At 59.2% G+C, this 15,673-nt stretch carries 10 protein-coding genes; 1 reads left to right on the forward strand and 9 read right to left on the reverse strand.

Annotated elements, in window-relative coordinates:
* Positions 1 to 7 precede the first annotated feature (7 nt).
* The 6 genes from ACVWY9_RS08280 to ACVWY9_RS08305 all read right to left on the reverse strand — a co-directional run bounded on the left by ACVWY9_RS08280 (position 8) and on the right by ACVWY9_RS08305 (position 11,136).
* A complete protein-coding gene (locus ACVWY9_RS08280) occupies positions 8 to 5,455 on the reverse strand; it encodes a response regulator (protein ID WP_457388040.1) in 5,448 nt (1,815 codons plus the stop codon).
* 192 nt (positions 5,456 to 5,647) lie between these two features.
* A complete protein-coding gene (locus ACVWY9_RS08285) occupies positions 5,648 to 8,140 on the reverse strand; it encodes a methyl-accepting chemotaxis protein (RefSeq protein WP_457388041.1) in 2,493 nt (830 codons plus the stop codon).
* 291 nt (positions 8,141 to 8,431) lie between these two features.
* Positions 8,432 to 8,950 (reverse strand): CheW domain-containing protein, encoded by a 519-nt coding sequence (locus ACVWY9_RS08290; RefSeq protein WP_011433530.1) that lies wholly within the window; start codon positions 8,948 to 8,950, stop codon positions 8,432 to 8,434.
* A 115-nt stretch (positions 8,951 to 9,065) separates the two neighbouring features.
* Positions 9,066 to 9,431 carry a response regulator transcription factor gene (locus tag ACVWY9_RS08295; RefSeq protein ID WP_011433531.1) on the reverse strand — a complete coding sequence of 122 codons (366 nt, stop codon included), beginning with the start codon at positions 9,429 to 9,431 and terminating at the stop codon, positions 9,066 to 9,068.
* Complete coding sequence (locus tag ACVWY9_RS08300; protein ID WP_457388042.1) at positions 9,428 to 9,805, reverse strand: response regulator; 378 nt, start codon at positions 9,803 to 9,805, stop codon at positions 9,428 to 9,430. The genes ACVWY9_RS08295 and ACVWY9_RS08300 overlap by 4 nt, the downstream gene beginning before the upstream one ends.
* Positions 9,806 to 9,993: 188 nt before the next feature.
* Positions 9,994 to 11,136, reverse strand: coding sequence for a response regulator (locus tag ACVWY9_RS08305; RefSeq protein ID WP_414350115.1), 1,143 nt, complete (start codon positions 11,134 to 11,136; stop codon positions 9,994 to 9,996).
* A gap of 233 nt (positions 11,137 to 11,369) precedes the next feature.
* Here ACVWY9_RS08305 and ACVWY9_RS08310 point away from each other — a divergent pair, with 233 nt between their 5' ends.
* A complete protein-coding gene (locus tag ACVWY9_RS08310; RefSeq protein ID WP_011433534.1) occupies positions 11,370 to 11,654 on the forward strand; it encodes a YggT family protein in 285 nt (94 codons plus the stop codon).
* 22 nt (positions 11,655 to 11,676) lie between these two features.
* Here ACVWY9_RS08310 and ACVWY9_RS08315 read toward each other — a convergent pair whose 3' ends face one another.
* The 3 genes from ACVWY9_RS08315 to ACVWY9_RS08325 all read right to left on the reverse strand — a co-directional run bounded on the left by ACVWY9_RS08315 (position 11,677) and on the right by ACVWY9_RS08325 (position 15,403).
* On the reverse strand, positions 11,677 to 12,795 hold the full coding sequence (locus ACVWY9_RS08315; protein WP_457388043.1) for an electron transfer flavoprotein subunit alpha/FixB family protein: 1,119 nt from the start codon (positions 12,793 to 12,795) through the stop codon (positions 11,677 to 11,679).
* A gap of 221 nt (positions 12,796 to 13,016) precedes the next feature.
* Complete coding sequence (locus tag ACVWY9_RS08320) at positions 13,017 to 13,841, reverse strand: electron transfer flavoprotein subunit beta/FixA family protein (protein WP_414416737.1); 825 nt, start codon at positions 13,839 to 13,841, stop codon at positions 13,017 to 13,019.
* A 479-nt stretch (positions 13,842 to 14,320) separates the two neighbouring features.
* A complete protein-coding gene (locus tag ACVWY9_RS08325) occupies positions 14,321 to 15,403 on the reverse strand; it encodes an ABC transporter substrate-binding protein (RefSeq protein ID WP_457388044.1) in 1,083 nt (360 codons plus the stop codon).
* Between the last annotated feature and the right edge of the window lie 270 nt (positions 15,404 to 15,673).

Consider the following 15,673-nt stretch of genomic DNA (forward strand, 5'->3'; position numbering starts at 1 on the left):
GTCGCGATTAGGAAGTTGGGTTGGGCGCCAACAACTGTTCTCCCCTCAACATGCGGGCAGCAGCGCTGAGCAGCTCCTCTTCCAGATAGGGCTTGGTGAAGTAGGCAGTTGCTCCCAGCTCCCGTGCTGTTTGCCGGTGCCGTTCTGCCCCCCGCGAGGTGAGCATGGCAACCGGAAGATGCTTGAAGTTGCTGTCTTCCCGCAGGCGGGTGAGCAGTTCTAGGCCGTCCATCCGCGGCATCTCGATGTCGCAGAAGATGAGGTCGCAGGGCAGGCCGCCGCGCAGCTTTTCCCAGGCATCCTGGCCATCCCGCGCCTGTTCCACCCGGTAGCCCACCTTCTGGAAAGACATCGAGAGCAGCTCCCGAACGGTGATCGAGTCGTCCACGATCAGCACCGTGGTCTGACGCACCTCTTCCGGGGTCGGCTCCTCATCCCGGTGATCCAGCCAGAAGCGGTTGAGATCCCGACGGCGACCGTGGGCTATGTCCACCAGCTCGATGATGTCGGCAATCGGCAGCACCCGCCCGTTCCCCAACACCGTTGCCCCAGAAATGCCCGGCGGCTTGGGCACAGGCCCGCGCAGTTGCTTGATCACGATTTCCTGCTCTTCCACGAAGCTGTCCACCTGCAGGGCAACATACTGGCCGGCACTTTGCAGGATGACAATGGGAATAATGCCCTCATCCTGGGTGATGCTGTACACCTCGGAACGGCTGCGGCTGTGGCTGCGGCTGTAGGCCAGCAGATTTGAGAGGGGCTGGAAGGGAAGGCGCTGATCCCGCCAGAGAATCGAGGGCCGCCCCTGCTCATCCGGCTGAACTTCGTCGGCAGGAACATCCAGCATCTCCTCCACGCCATCCAGGGGGAAGGCGATCAGGGCTTTGTCGCTGACACACACCATGGCCTTGGAGATGCTCAGGGTGAGGGGGAGACGGATGGTGAAGGTGGTTCCTTTGCCCCGCACAGAATCCACTTGGATACTGCCGCGCAGATCGGTGATGTTGCGGCGCACCACATCCAAGCCAACCCCCCGCCCGGCCAGATCGTCCACCTCGCTGGCCTCGCGAACGCTGAAGCCGGGGTGGAAGAGAACGTTGAACACTTCGTCCTCGTCGGCTTGCTCCGACAGCAGCCCCAGCCTTTGGGCCTTGGCCTTGACCTTCTCCACCGGGATCCCGGCGCCATCGTCCGAGACGATGATGATCGTCTGGTTGCCCTGATAGAAGGCCTTGACGGTGATCTTGCCCTCAGGGGGCTTGCCCGCCCGCCGCCGCTCCTCAGGGGTCTCGATCCCGTGTACCAGGGCGTTGTTCACCAAGTGGGTCATGGGGTCATAGAGCTCCTCCAGGATGGCCTTGTCGATGAGCGTGTCACGGCCTTCCACCACCAGGCTGGCCTGCTTGCCCGTTTTGATGGAGAGATCCCGAATGGCGCGGGGCAAGCGGTCGGCAACTTGCGAGAAGGGCACCATGCGCGCCCGGTTCAGGCCCTCTTGCAGTTGGGTGGTCACCTGGCGAAATTGGCGGGTGATCTGCTCGGCCTCATCCACGGCAAACTCGATGTCGGAGGAGGACTCGCGCACCCGCACGATGAGCTCAATGATCTCCTGGGCCAGAGCGTGGAAGGCCGTAAACTGATCCATCTCCAGCTTGTCGAACTCTTGGCCGGAGGAATGGCTCCGCCTTCCTCGGCTGGATCCCTCCCCATTTCGACCGAAGCCCACCGTTACCGTGCCGCCATAGGCTGAGCTGCTGCGGCTGGAGAACAAAGCCGATTCCAGCAAGGAGCGGTCATACTGATCCCGCATGCGCTGGCCCAGATCCCCTAGCTGTTGCACACGGCCCAACAGGCCATCCAGAAACTGGCGCAGACGGGTTTGGTTTTGCTCCATGCTGTTGCGGATGACCACCAACTCTCCTACCAGGTTGTTGATGGAGTCGAGGTGACGTACTTCCACCCGCATCACGGGGTTGCTGAGGGCAGCAGCTCGCCGTGAGGTTGGCCCAGTCACCGCCGGAGCGGGAGCAGCAACAGATGGTGAAGGTGTAGGAGCAGCGGCAGGCGCTTTGGGAGCTACAAAGGGCTCCGCACCGCTGACGCGATCGAGATCCCCCAGGAGAGACTCCAGTTGGGCTTCAAAATCGCTTCCAGCCTCGCCCGGCACTGCAGCAGCAGGCTCTAGGGTGGGAGCAAATGTCTCCTCAAAAGCCGCCGCCGGTTCAGCAGCATCGAAAAGAGCTGCCAAATCGTCCAAACGGGGAGCCGGAGCAGCTTCCAGCGCCTCTTCCTCTGGGGTCTCGGCCTCGCCAACAGGAACGGCTAAGGATTCATCCTCTGCAAACAGGCTGGCCAACTGGCTTTCCAGATCGTCCTCCGCAGGCTGGAGGGCATTTTCTTCCTCCAGTGCGGCAACCGGCGGCTCTGGCTCAGACACGGGCACTTCCGCCAGGCTGCTCGCTTGCAAAGCTTCTGTGTCCTCCAGGAAGGTGGCAAGATCCAAGGGGGGTTCTTCTTGGGGCGCTTCCCCTTCTGCAAAGAACTGGCTCAACTCATCCAGATCCACCTGGCTGTCGCTATCCATGGCCGAGAGGGATCCCCTGGCCCCCAGGCTCAGTTCTTCTGGGTCGGATTCCTGGCTAAACAGAGCATCGAGACGGTCGAAGGAGAGCTCGGGGGAAGGGGCGACTGCCTCCTCAGCCGTGGGTTGCAGGTCTGCGAAAGACTCCTCCTGGACCGGGAACAGATCCTCCAGAAGCGCCCACTCCTGGGCTTCTGCTGTGTCCCCAGCTGCTGATTGGGTCAGGGGGATGGAGTCCCCATCGGACGCCTCCTCGAGGGTCTCGCCGGCGAAGAGATCCCCTAGGCTCAGCTCGGCTCCGAAGTCTGGAATTGGCGATTCCCTCGGCTCGTTGGCCATGTCGGGCGACGTGGGGAAGGGTTCGCCGATAAAGAGATCCCCCAGTTGCTCAGCTTCGGCAGCATCAGCCTCAGCGATGTCCAGGGATGGGCCAAAAGAGGGATCCAAAAATACGGAAGGTTCACTTGCTTCCGGCATCGACCAAGCCGGATCGGCTTCTGCCGCAGGGGTGGAAAAAAAGCTCTCCAGGCTGTCTTCGGCAGTATCGAAGGCAGCAGAGTCAGCGAACTCTGAGGATCCCACCTCGTCGGATCCCGACTCTGCCAGATAATCTGCTGGGATGGAAAAATCCTCTAGCTGGATATCTGCGGGAAATTCAGCCCAAAGGTCTGCTGCGATTTCCCCATCCTCAAGGGCTTCCTGAAGGGGTGGAGACGGCTCAGCCGCCCAAGGATCGGCCTCCAGCTCACCAGCGGGAACGGCCTCCAAGTCCGGAAGCTGAGACCCTTCCTGCCGGAAAGCACTCTCTACGGGAAGTTCCTCCAGCTCAAATAGGGCCTCTACCCCGGCACTTGCGGCTTCGTCTGGGACAAAGCCGGATCCCTCGCCCATTTCCGCAGCAACGCTCTGGGCAGTCGGCTCCTGTTCAGCATCCCAGGCAGGCTCAGCAGAGACAAACCCCTCTGCCCCTTCACCCACCACTTCGGCAAACAGCTCCGCCAGATCGGCCTCAGCTCTCTCCTCATCCAACCTTGGGCTCAGATCCTCAAAGGTCTGCAAGAGGGGCTCAGGAGAGGAGGGGATCAGCTCTGTTGGGAACTCTTCAATATCAGACAGCGCTTCTGCGTTGGCAAACAGCTCGTCAAAGGCTGAGGTGGCTTCTTCCTCCAGATCCAAGGGAGTGGCATAGAGCTCCGCTCCGCTAACGCGACCGAAGTCGTCCGCAACAGAGGCCAAGTCAGCTCCCTGCCCGTCCTCTTCTGGGCTTTCTGCCGGCACGGCAGCTGTCCTCCAGTCTTCCTCCCAAGCCGCTTCGGCTCGGATCCCTGGCCAACTCAGATCCAGATCCCCCTCTTCCGCGGGAGCAGATCGGTGCTCTGAATCTGTTCCCGCCAGCGGGACGGAGTCCTCAGCAGTGCCCACTTCCCAAAGGGATGAGGGCTGTTCCGCCGCCAGATCTCCACTTGCCTCTGCGCTCTCCTGCTCCGGCGACAGGGCAGCTCCGGGCTCATCCTCTTGAAAGGATGTCTCGGCGAGGGCTACCGCTTCCCAGCTCAGATCGGGGGTAGCGCCTTCCTCCGCAGGGATCCCAGCAGCCACAGCCCAATCCTCCGAGGCACCCTCCTCGGGTTGGGGGAACAGCGGCTCTGCCTCAGACTCCCAAGCCAGACCAAGCTCGAAGGGCTCGCAGACTTCTGGCTCTTCAGGGGCTGCCGGAACAGGGCGGAAAGCCAGCAGCTCAGCCGAGGGCTGAATGGTGTTTGCCGCTCCATTGGCCAGAGCCTGGTGGGCTTGCTTCAGATCTCGCAGCACCGGCAGGGCCAACTGCCGCAAATCCTGGCTGGGATCCGCCAAAATCTCGCCCACCAAGCGGGTCAAGTCTGTCCAGCCTCCCAGTTCCAGAGCCGAAGATTGCCCCAAATCCTGCAAAGATTGGGCCAGAGCTTGCAGGGCCGGTCGAGTGGCTGGGTCGTCGGGACGTTTGAACAGCTCCAGCATCTGGCGCAACAAGGCCGGGATCTGCTGATGCACCACCACCTCAAGAGGATCCGGTGGGGCAGGGGGAGCGGCAGGGCGAGCCAATTGTTGCAGTTCTGAAGAAGGGGCAACCTGTTCGGCCTTGCCGTCTAGGATGAGCTGCTGTCCCTGCTTCAAATCCCGCAAGGCAACCAAAGCCAAAGTTCGCAGGTCGGCATCGGGGTTGCCCAGGGCTTGCTCGAAAGTTTCCGTCAACTGTTGCCAGCCCGCCAGATGATGGACTTGTCCGATCTCCTTGAGAACGGCATTCGCCGCTGCCAAGCGCTCTCGGACATCTGGCTGATCCCGTTGTTTAAACAGCTCCAGCATCTGGCGCAACTGCTGCGGCACCACCTCCGCCATGTCCTGCTGCAGGGTGCGAACCGCCGGCGACGAGACGGGAGTTGGAGCAAGGCTGGGAACAGGGCCCTCGCCGAGAAGATTTTGAATGTGCCTTTCGGTCTCTTGAAAAACCGGCTCCAGTTCCGCCAGGGTGGTGTTGCTGACTTCTTGGGTGAGGCCGCGGGGGCTCTGCAGCTCCTCCAACAACATCGAAAGCCCATCAAAAGCCCGCAGCAGCAGGGTTTCCAGGTGCTGATCGACAGGCACTCCGCCTGGACGGGAGCGAAAGATGTTGAAAAAATCTTCCATGCGGTGGGCCGTCCGTTGGATGCTGGTGAGGCCCAGCATGGCAGCTCCCCCCTTGATGGAGTGAGCGGCTCGGAACAGCTCGTTGATCAGCTCGGGATCGCTCATACTGTCCCGCAAGCTGAGGAGCACTTGTTCAATTGTTGCCAAGTGGTCGCGGGCTTCTTCGATGAAATAACTGAGGATCCGCTTCTGTGCTTCTTCATTCATGGCAGGAGGCCCTTCCTACAGCCCACAAGTCTTCATTCAGTGATAACAGACCGGACAGGGTGAGGCTCGCCTGAGCGAAGAGTCCGGCCAACAGTTGCAACAGGGGGATCCCGGTGCCATTTGCTAAGGATCGATAACGTCTCCTGCATGGGGATCCTTGTCCCTAGAATGCCCTCAAAACAGCAGATTTGCTCATTCATCCCCAACCCGGAAGCGACCGACAGAAGTTTGCAACTCGCGGGCGATGCTCACCAACTGTTGGAGCGAAGCTGCCACCTTCTGCGCCTCCTTAGAGGTCTCGTTGGCGGTCAACTCCACCGATTGCATCACCTGCGCCACAGAGCGAGAGGTTTCCGTCTGTTGCACGGTGGCCTGAGAGATCGCCCGCACCAGCTCGTCGATCCGGCGACTGACCTCGATGATCTCGTCCAGGCTGTTCTTGGCCTGCTCGGCCCGCCGCGTCCCCTCGATCACCAGTTGGGTGCCTTCTTCCATAGCCGTCATCACGTTGCCGGTTTCCGATTGAATCTGCAACACGATCTGCTCGATCTCCTTCGAGGCTTTGGCAGCTCGGTCGGCCAGTTGTCGCACCTCATCGGCCACGATGGCAAAGCCCCGTCCCGATTCCCCGGCTCGTGCCGCCTCGATGCTGGCGTTGAGGGCAAGCAGGTTGGTGCGCGAGGCAATTTGAGAGATCAAAGCCACAATTTTGGAAATTTCCTGCGAGGATTCCGCCAATCGCTTCACTTTGCGGGTGGTTTCTGCCACGGTTTCGCGAATTTCCAGGATGCCACTTACCGTGCGGTCCACAGCTTCTCCACCCCGAGCGGCTGCTTCTGTGGCTTGGGCAGTCACGTTGGCCGCTTCGCGGGCGTTGCTGGCCACCTCTTGAATGGAGTCCGTCATCTCCTGAATGGAGTTGAGGGAGTTGGAAATCTCCTCCGCCTGGCGCAAGGCGTCGGCAGAGAGGCTGCGGGCAAAGTCCTCGTTCTGCAAGGCGGCATCGTTCACGGCGGCGGCGGCCCGCTTCACCTGGCTGACAATGTCTCGCAGACTGCGAATGGTCAGGTTAAAGGAGTCGGCCACAGCCCCCAGCACGTCGGCAGTCACCTCTGCCCGCACCGTCAGGTCTCCACGGGCAGCCCCTTCCACGTCGTCCAGCAGGCGAATCACCTGGCGCTGTAGGTCTTCCTTAGCTTGCCCTTGCTCGGCAGCCCGCTGGCTCAGTTCGGCGAAGTTGGCTTCAAGGGCAGCCGCCATCTGGTTAAAGCTGTCGGCCAAGCGCCCCAGCTCATCTTGGGTGTTGGCTGTGGCTCGTACTGAATAATTCCCCTGGGCCAAGGCGGCAAAGTGGCCGGCCAGCTCTTGGGCGGTGGAGCGAATTTGTTTGGCACTGCTGGCCCCGAGGATAACCCCTGCTCCTGTGCCGATCAGCCCGCCTCCAATCACCCCGGCAATCAAGCGAGCTCCCCCATTGGCCGGGATCCCAAGGCCAATCGCCAAGCCGGCAGCCAAACTCACAGCTCCTTGGATAAGCGCTATGGCCAATTGCCGATCCCCAATCGGTCGGTTGGCGATCCCGGCAGAGGTTCTTGCCCCTTGTTCACCTACACTGGGAATAGGGAGGGAGGCCGTGGGCAGCAGAACTTGGGCCGCTCCGCTGCCGGTCTCCGCCATTGGGCTCATCCCCCCAATCGCCCCCTCGTTTGGGTGGAAGGCCCCCACCGGCTCGCCGCCATCCATGCCGGCAAGTTCACCATCCAAGCTGTCTAGCTCGTCAAGATCGAAAAGACCAGGGCTGGGACTGGCAGTATCTTCGTCGGGAGCGGGGATCGGCTCACTCATGGGGGCAGCCAATTCGGTCGGCAGGCCTTCTTCCAGGGATCCCCCTTCCTCTTCCTCAAGACCGGGCAGGGAGAAGCCCATCTCATCGGGAAAATCGGCATCGCCGGCCAACTGCGTAATGGAGTCGGAGTCGCCTTCTAGGGCTTCCAGATGCTCTCGATCGAACTCGTTGAGGAAGGCAAAGTCATCTTCGACCACCGGATCGGTTTGAGGCCCGCCCTCTTCCAAGCCTGCCCGTCGCGAGAGGGCCGGTGGTGTTACCCGAGGATGGGTCGGCATCGGGTGAGATAAACCCAGCGGATCAGCCTCCGGCATTTGCAGCCCGGTCTCCAAGGGATCCCTGAATCTCTCTTCCCCCATGAAATCGCTGCCAAGGCTGTCTGCCTCCAGTGGAAAGGGATTCTGAGCAAAGGGATCCGCCTCCTCTTCCCCCATCTCCTCGAACTGCAAGAAGGGATCGGGAGCAGAGAAAGCCTCTTCCGAAAAGGCATCCGACCCAGGTGCAAACTCATCTGGAGGGCGAAACTCGTCCGCTTCTGGGGAATCGGGAAGATCCGCCAGCTCCGGTGCCATTTGCAACAGCTCTTCTAGACCCTTCCGGGCCGACTCCAGCTCATCGGGATCACTGGCTGTTTGTAAAATGGTGTTGTAGGTTTGGCGAGCTTCCAACAACTGCCCAGCTTGTTTTTGTGCCAAAGCCAGCAGCAGCTTGACAGCAGTATCTTGCGGTTCAGCAGCGGCCACTTGGTTGAACAACCGCACCGCCCGGACGTAGTCTCCCTGCCAAAAGGCGGCCATCGCATCGGTGTAGTCTCTCTGACTGTTCGCGCTCGGAACCATGGATCCTCCCTTCACTGCTTGCCTACCTCTGTTCACGCGTCAACACAGATGCAAACGGAACGCCCCCAACACCTCAAAACCCCATGGATGCAGGCTATCCCCCCTTTTCCACATTCAGTCAAGCAAGAGTGGGCCTTTCTGCCGCCGTCTCAGGGCTTACCCTCAACAGCCTCGACACGCATCGGTAGGGGATAGATTTGGTCCAACTTTCCCCATTGTGGCTGGAGTTAGCTTGGATCTTTGATAGGAACTATACACTTTCCTCCCGCTGAGCTCCCAGGGGGCCGTCTGTCAACCCCAACGATTGGATCGCAGGATGGCCGACTGATCCAGCAATGGCAAGCGCGATCCCGTTCCGGGCACCACCCATTCCCCTCGCAAAAAAGGAGCCATGGACTCAGGAGCCGTGAGGGCAGGCCGCACCAATTCAGTCTTCAGCCACTCCATGCCTACAATTAAATCCACAGCCAAGCCCATGAGCAAATCCTGTTGATCCATCACGGCCACCACAGGAATCTCGGCTCGGTCGATGTTCAGGGGCGGGCTGATCCCCAAAAATTGCCCCAGGTCTGCAACCCAGATGATCTCGCCCCGCAAATTCAGCGTGCCCAGCAAAACTGGGGCCACATTGGGCATGGGGGTGATTTTCTCTGGGCCAATGCTCATCACCTCCACAACCGATACCGCTGGCAGCGCAAATTCCTCCCCGGTGGCAATCTTGAACTTTAGGAATAGCTCACCTTCGGGAGCCTCCATCTCCCGCAACTCTTGGGTCTCATCCCCCATCAATAAATCCAGATCCCCCAGCATGATGCTCCCCCGCATGGATAGTCTTGTGGACTGTTGATCCCGCCCCCCTCCCTGCTTAAAACGCAGAGTCGTTCTCAGGACCTACCGAAAGGCGTGGAAGCAGAAGGGGCAGCTCTCAGCCTCTCAGTAATTGCTTAATCGTACCCACCAGTTCCTGGGGCTGGAAAGGCTTGGCAATGTAGGCATCCGCTCCCTGGCGGATCCCCCAGTAGCGGTCAAATTCTTCGCCCTTGGAAGAACACATGACGATGGGCGTTTTTTGGGTGAGAGGGTCGGCCTTGAGAAGACGGCACACCTCATAGCCGTTCATGCGCGGCATGACGATGTCCAGCACGATCAGGTCGGGTTTGTTTTGCTTCACCGCCTCTACGGCCTCCACCCCGTCTTCCACAGTCATCACCTCGAAGCCGTTTTCCTGCAGCAGCTTGCTGATCATCTCCCGCTGGGATTGGCTATCTTCCACCACCAAAACGCGACTCATTTCCGATTCATCTCCCGCAATTGATGTTTGATGGTCGCCAGGAGCTCTTGGGGCTTAAAGGGCTTGGTTACATAGGCATCCGCCTGGTTGCGCCTGGCCCACTCGATATCAAAGGTCTGGTCTTTGGTGGAACACATGACGATGCGAATGTGTTTGGTACCTTCATCCCCCTTCACTTCCCGGCATACCTCGTAGCCGTTCATGCGCGGCATGACAATATCCAGCACCACCACATCAGGCTTCTGCTGGCGAATGCACTCCATTGCCTCTACGCCGTCTGTTGCTGTGGAGACTTCCAAACCGTTCTCGGAAAGCAAGCTGGAAATGGTCTCCAGGTAGGTACGGTTGTCATCCACCACCAGCACTTTGCTCATCGCCGTCTTGCTCCTTTTGCACTCCCGCGCAACCGTCGGGCTGCTTTGACTGAGGTTTGCTCTTGTAACCTCACCTGGCTCCCTGGCTCCGGGCCGGCCATGCTACCCCTATTGTTTCGGTGAGGCCACTCTTCTGTCCAGTACTTCGCCTATAGTCTTCTGTGCCAACATTTTGGCTACCCCAACGCCTATTCGCCACCGCCCCGTTTGGGGGGAGGGCCCACGTAGGATTCGACAATGGTCAACAACTCCTTTTCCGCAAAGGGTTTGCTCAAAAATTCGTTCGCTCCGGCCATGCGGGCCTTAATCCGATCGGTGAAGCCATCCTTGCCGGTCAGCATGATCATGGGGGTTTCGCGGAACTGGCTGGATTTGCGCAACATGGCGCACAGCTCATACCCATCCAACTTGGGCATGGCCACATCGCAGAGAATCATGTCGGGGTTGAGAAGAAACACCTGTCCCAGCGCTTTGAGAGGATTGCCGATGGTGGTAACCTGGTAGCCCTCGTTTTGCAGGATGAACTCTACGGTTTTTTGGATGGCCATGGAGTCGTCGATGCAAAGGATGTGGCTGGGCTTATCGCTGGGTTTGAGGGGACGGCTGGGCTTGGGCTCCGCGATCAAGACGGGCTCGGACAGTTGAATGGCCCCTTGGCGGACGTAGGGATAGATGGCCTTGGCCACCGCCAGGGTGTCTCGACCCAGGTAGCGACCCATCTGGCGAATGCTGGTTTTGCCGTCTGACCACTCGCTCAGGGCTTTGAAGACGGGGGCGGGCAGGTTTTGCTGGAGCGGCAGGGGGTTGACGATGGTGGGAGCTTGGTTGGGAGCTTGGATGTAGGGGTGCAGCTTTTTCCACTCCTGCACTTGGGCTACGATCTCGGTGAGCAGGGGGGTAACGGGGAAGGTGGTCAATTGGGGGGCCAGGGGGGATCCAGCCTCGAAAATGAAGGAACCCTGGTGGAGGCTGAGCAGGTCGAAGAGGACTTCCCGCACCATGCCCAGCAGGATTTGCTTGCCCTGGTTGGGGTTGAGCTTGTGGCTTTCCAGCAAAGACCAGAGGCGGTTGTATTCGGGGGCGTTGACCGCGGCTTTGTGGGGAATTTGAATTTCCTCCAGGGCGGCTTCCAGCTTGAAGCGGTGCAGATAGTCTCTGAGGCGGGCAATGTTCCCTTCCGTTTCAGAGGCGTAGATAATCCGCCCATTCAGGAAGAAGACAAACCAGTAGACAGAGGGGCTGGCCTCTACAAAAAGCTCACCGGTGCGCTGGCCCAGCTCGATGAGCTGAAGGATGCTGCGGATATCGATCTCTTGTAGTTTTCCTTGCATGGGATCCCTGCCTGCAGTCCAGCAAGATACGTCCATTATGACGCTAGTCTTTAACTGTTGCTGCCCCGCCGGTAAGGCCATTTTCGGGAAGAGGGTTAAAGTTTAAAAAAGTTGGGGTTTGACTTGGGCCGAGCGCCTGCATTCCCCGAGGTATCTCTGGACTCCAGCAGACCCTCCCAATTAGAGCAGAATGGAGAGAACTGCCACCAGTAAACCTGTTCTTTGAGTAACCTATGCTGCCAATTCTCACCTCTTGGGTGCTTGGCCCACTGTTGGCGCTCTACACCCTCCTGTTTGTGCTGCGCATCTTTCTGTCGTGGTATCCGCAACTGGATACTTCTCGGTTGCCCTACTCGTTGGTGGTCGGCCTGACGGAGTTTCTGTTGCGCCCGACCCGTCGCCTGATCCCGCCGCTGGGAGGTGTGGACATGGCCCCTGTGGTTTGGGTGGGCCTGGTTACCCTGTTGCGGGAGGTGTTGCTGGGGCAGCAGGGGCTGCTGACAATGGCCCTGCACTGAGAGCGTTTTTGCCAACCATCTCTCATCGACTCTGCAAAATTGGGATCCGCTCGCCGAGGCTCTGGAAAGGCTGGCCCTCGGCGCCTTCTCGGAGCTCCTCCTGTCTCTGTCGCAGTTGCCGGATCAGCTCCGGCACCACCTGGTAGAGATCCCCGACAATGCCGTAGTGGGCAAATTTGAAGATAGGAGCGGCGCTGTCTTTGTTGATGGCAATGATCGTCTGGGATTTGTCCATGCCCACGCGATGTTGAATGGCCCCAGAAATGCCGCAGGCGATGTAGAGCTGGGGGCGGACGGTCTTGCCGGTTTGGCCCACCTGGTGGGCATAGGGGATCCACCCAGAATCCACGGCCTTGCGGGAGGAGCCGACGGCGCTGTTGGGGAAACAAGCGGCCAACTCCCTCAACAGCTCAAATCCCTCTGGGGATCCCAGCCCGTAGCCGCCGGAAACGATCACCTTGGCGCGGGTGAGATCTACCGCCTGGGACAGGTTGCGCACCGTTTCCACAATCTGCAGGCGCAGATCGCCGGGATCCAAGTTGACCGGCACCGGGATCACGTCCCCCTGGCGGGATCCATCCCAGGGCAGAGGCACCATCACCCCTGGGCGCACCGTGGCCATTTGCGGGTTTTTCCAGGGGCCAAGGATGCGGGCCTTGAGAGATTCGCCGAAGCTGGGCCGGATGGCATAAAGGCAGTCGGGGAAGAGGCCGGACTTGCTGGGATCTTTGCTGTTGGTGTACTCGAAGGGGCCAATGTCCAGCTCGGTGCAGTCAGCGGTCAGGCCGGTCTCCAGGTGGGCGGCCAAGCGAGGGGCCAGATCTCGCCCGGTGGTGGTGGATCCCAGCAGGATGATGTGGGGTGGTTGGGGCCAGCTTTTGATCAAGTCTGTGATCACCCGGCGGTAGGGCAGGGTGCGGTATTCGGCCAACTCGGGGTGATCGGCGATGAAGACTTGATCTGCCCCGTGGCCGATCAGAATTGGGGGCAAGTGGGCAATGTTGTATCCAAGCACAAGAGCGCTCAAGGTGGCTCCCAGCTTATCGGCCAGCCGCCGCCCGGCCCCCAACAACTCTAAGCCAATGGGCTGCAATTCTCCATTCACCTGCTCCGCGAAGACCAATATCCGCTTGCGATCCATAAAACTGTGACTCCTAGGTTGAGATCGGGATTGAATCGGGTCGAGGGCAATCTTGGGTGTTGCAATTGCGACGAGGTCAGCAGAGTCTTTCTGAGTTAACTTTTCACTGCCCAAAACCGGGAGCTTTCGCCGGCTAGCCACCCTGGGATCGATAGATGAGACGATGAGGATTGAAAGGTGATGGGGATAAGAATTGGCCAGAGGGATGCAAGGCAGAAGATCTAGGAAGTTGCCGCGTAGCGGAAGAGGTCAACGGCCTGAGTTAGTTGGTTGACCAGTTGGGGGACGGATTGTCCCTGAAAGACCTGACAGTTGCCGCCAATTTCCCCCACTTTTTCGGTGGCAGCCACGATGGTTGGGGATCCCTTGAGACCGCAGCGCTCCGGGTCTGCCCCCACATCGTCCAAGTTGAGGATCTGGATCGCCTCGGCCCGTGCCATTTCATCCCGCATCAGCCGCTGCACCCGCTGCACACCCCGTAGGGTGGGGTAGGCCAAACGCCGAGCGGAATTGGCCACCGTGATCAAAACCGGCAGGGGCACCATCACGATTTGGGATCCCCCTTCGATGGCCCGCCGCGCCACCAGGATCCCATCCCGAATCTCGAAGGCTTCGCAATAGGTGACCTGAGGGATCCCCAACCGCTCCGCCAACTGCGGCCCCACCTGGGCCGTATCGCCGTCGGTGGTCTGGAGCCCACAGAAGATCACATCGGGCCGGCCAGCATAGCGAACCGTCTGGGCCAGGGTATACGCTGTGGCTAGGGTATCGGAAGCGGCCAAGCGGCGGTCGGTCATCAAAATACCCCGATCCACCCCGTGGGCAATGGCCTCGTAGAGCACCTCAATGGCCGGGGGTGGCCCCATTGTAATTGCCGTTACTCTCGCCCCGTGTTGCCGTTTGGTTTGCAGAGCTGCTTCCAGTGCATAGCGATCAAAAGGGTTTAACATCCGCTTGGCCTTGGCGCGATCGATCGTGCCGTCACTGTTGATGCCGGCCTTGGCGTTTTGATCGGGAACTTGCTTAATCAGAACAAAAGTTTCCAAGGGCCTAAACTCCCTAGTGATCCCCTCCAGGTTAAAAGGGATCCCTGAGCACCACAAACTTATTCAGCTTTTTTTCGGGATCGGAAAAGCTATCTCGACTTCAAGCACCCCTAAGCTACTCTTCCCAATACATCTGTTTCTCAGGTTTGATTTCATTGACATGCTCCCCATGCCCAAAGGCAGGGGCCTTACGGCGTTCTTGGGTAACCCTAAACAAAGTTCGAGACACTCCCCTACTGCTCCATGCCGCTTCCGGTCTCCCATCCACCAACGCGAACAGGTCTCCCGTCGGCCTCTTTCGGGAGCAGCCTGGGATCCCTGCCACGAAAAGCTTTGGGGATACTTCGCGGATGAGGGATCCAATAAGGACGCAGACCGCACCTGCAGCCAGAAATAGCCTCCCAGCAAGCAGGATAAGTTGGCCTGCACCGGCAAGCCAATAGACAGAGGCTTCAAAATCGTTGCTGGCCTAACCCAGATTATCCAATCATCCGCTCAGACTTGGGTGGGAGCAGACTTCCATCAAACACTTGCTCTAGAGAGGGCTTAGTGGGCAAGCCAAAGCCATCCACCACCTGAGCAATCGAGGTTTCCATACGCGCGGGCACTACATCCCCCAAACCAATTTGTCGCACCTCATCGGTAACAAACAGGCGCGGCATTGCCAGGGTAAGGCGCAATTTCTCAATTGCCGTATCCAGCACTTGTCCGTCGGCCTTGGCTTTGTCCAGAAGGGCCAACATATTGCCATCGGTATCACGAATAGTGTCTTGCCAACCCTTGACATAGGCCCGCAAGAAAGCTTTGAATTGCTCAGGCTTCTCACGCAGCAATTGCACACGGGTGATGACAGCATTGCCATACAGCTCAAGGCCGTAGTCGTTGTAAAGGAAAGCCGTGATGTCCTCCAAGCTGACGCCGCCCCGCACCAGATTGGGCATGGCTGAGGTCATAAAGCCGCTGATGGCATCCACCCGACCTTGGATGAGGAAAGGTTCGCGCAACTGTGGCTCCATGGTCAGCCACTCCACCGACCCCGGATCGATGCCGACTTGCTTGGCAAAGACCGGCCAGAGCCGACGCGGCGCATCCCCTGCTGGCGCTCCCAGCTTCTTGCCCGCCAGTTGGGCCGGCTCCCCAATGCCCTTATCTTTCAAGGTGTAGATGCCAAAGGGAGAGCGATTGAAGTGGACATAGATCGCTACCAAGGGCACGTCCGGATTTTTGGCATTGAACTCGATCATGGAGTAGGGATCCCCTTCCCCCAGGTCGTACTGGCCAGCGGCAATCTTGGTGATGGAATCGGCGGAGCCATAGCCGCGCTCGTAGGTGACCTCCAGCCCCTCTTCGGCGAAGTAGCCCTTCAAGATCGCCGTTACAAGGGGGGTATCCATCGAAGAGGGCAACCAAGAGAGGGTAAACTTCAGGGGCGTCAGTCCCTGGGAAACCAGAAGCGGCCCGCGGCTCTGAGCCCTCGCCTTTAGCCCTCCAACGGCAACCCAAGAGGCAGCCGCAGCAGCAGATTGAAGGAATTGACGACGCGACGATTTCGGGATGGACATACTAGTAAACTCCACAGCAGCTGTCTCAGCAGAAATCCGCAAGCGGGAAGGCGAGCATTACCGCCAAACAACTTAGCAAAGCAGAGTTAAACTTTTGTATTCGGTGATACTTTGTACCCAAAAGCTTGGCCTAAAGCTCTGTCCCGTCAATTTGTCAGAGCCATCTTCGCAAAGCAGGCGAGCAAAAGCAAAGTTTGGCTGGAGGAGCATCTATTCTTTTGTCAGATTTTGTCAGAGCCGGTTGGCTGTCGATATGATGATGCTTTTACT

The organism is Thermostichus sp. OS-CIW-31 (assembly GCF_054060305.1).

Bases quoted from the DNA above. Each gene is read 5' to 3' on its own strand.
- ACVWY9_RS08280 (WP_457388040.1), bottom strand. From the start codon at position 5,455: ATGAATGAAGAAGCACAGAAGCGGATCCTCAGTTATTTCATCGAAGAA.
- ACVWY9_RS08285 (WP_457388041.1), bottom strand. From the start codon at position 8,140: ATGGTTCCGAGCGCGAACAGTCAGAGAGACTACACCGATGCGATGGCC.
- ACVWY9_RS08290 (WP_011433530.1), bottom strand. From the start codon at position 8,950: ATGCTGGGGGATCTGGATTTATTGATGGGGGATGAGACCCAAGAGTTG.
- ACVWY9_RS08295 (WP_011433531.1), bottom strand. From the start codon at position 9,431: ATGAGTCGCGTTTTGGTGGTGGAAGATAGCCAATCCCAGCGGGAGATG.
- ACVWY9_RS08300 (WP_457388042.1), bottom strand. From the start codon at position 9,805: ATGAGCAAAGTGCTGGTGGTGGATGACAACCGTACCTACCTGGAGACC.
- ACVWY9_RS08305 (WP_414350115.1), bottom strand. From the start codon at position 11,136: ATGCAAGGAAAACTACAAGAGATCGATATCCGCAGCATCCTTCAGCTC.
- ACVWY9_RS08310 (WP_011433534.1), top strand. From the start codon at position 11,370: ATGCTGCCAATTCTCACCTCTTGGGTGCTTGGCCCACTGTTGGCGCTC.
- ACVWY9_RS08315 (WP_457388043.1), bottom strand. From the start codon at position 12,795: ATGGATCGCAAGCGGATATTGGTCTTCGCGGAGCAGGTGAATGGAGAA.
- ACVWY9_RS08325 (WP_457388044.1), bottom strand. From the start codon at position 15,403: ATGTCCATCCCGAAATCGTCGCGTCGTCAATTCCTTCAATCTGCTGCT.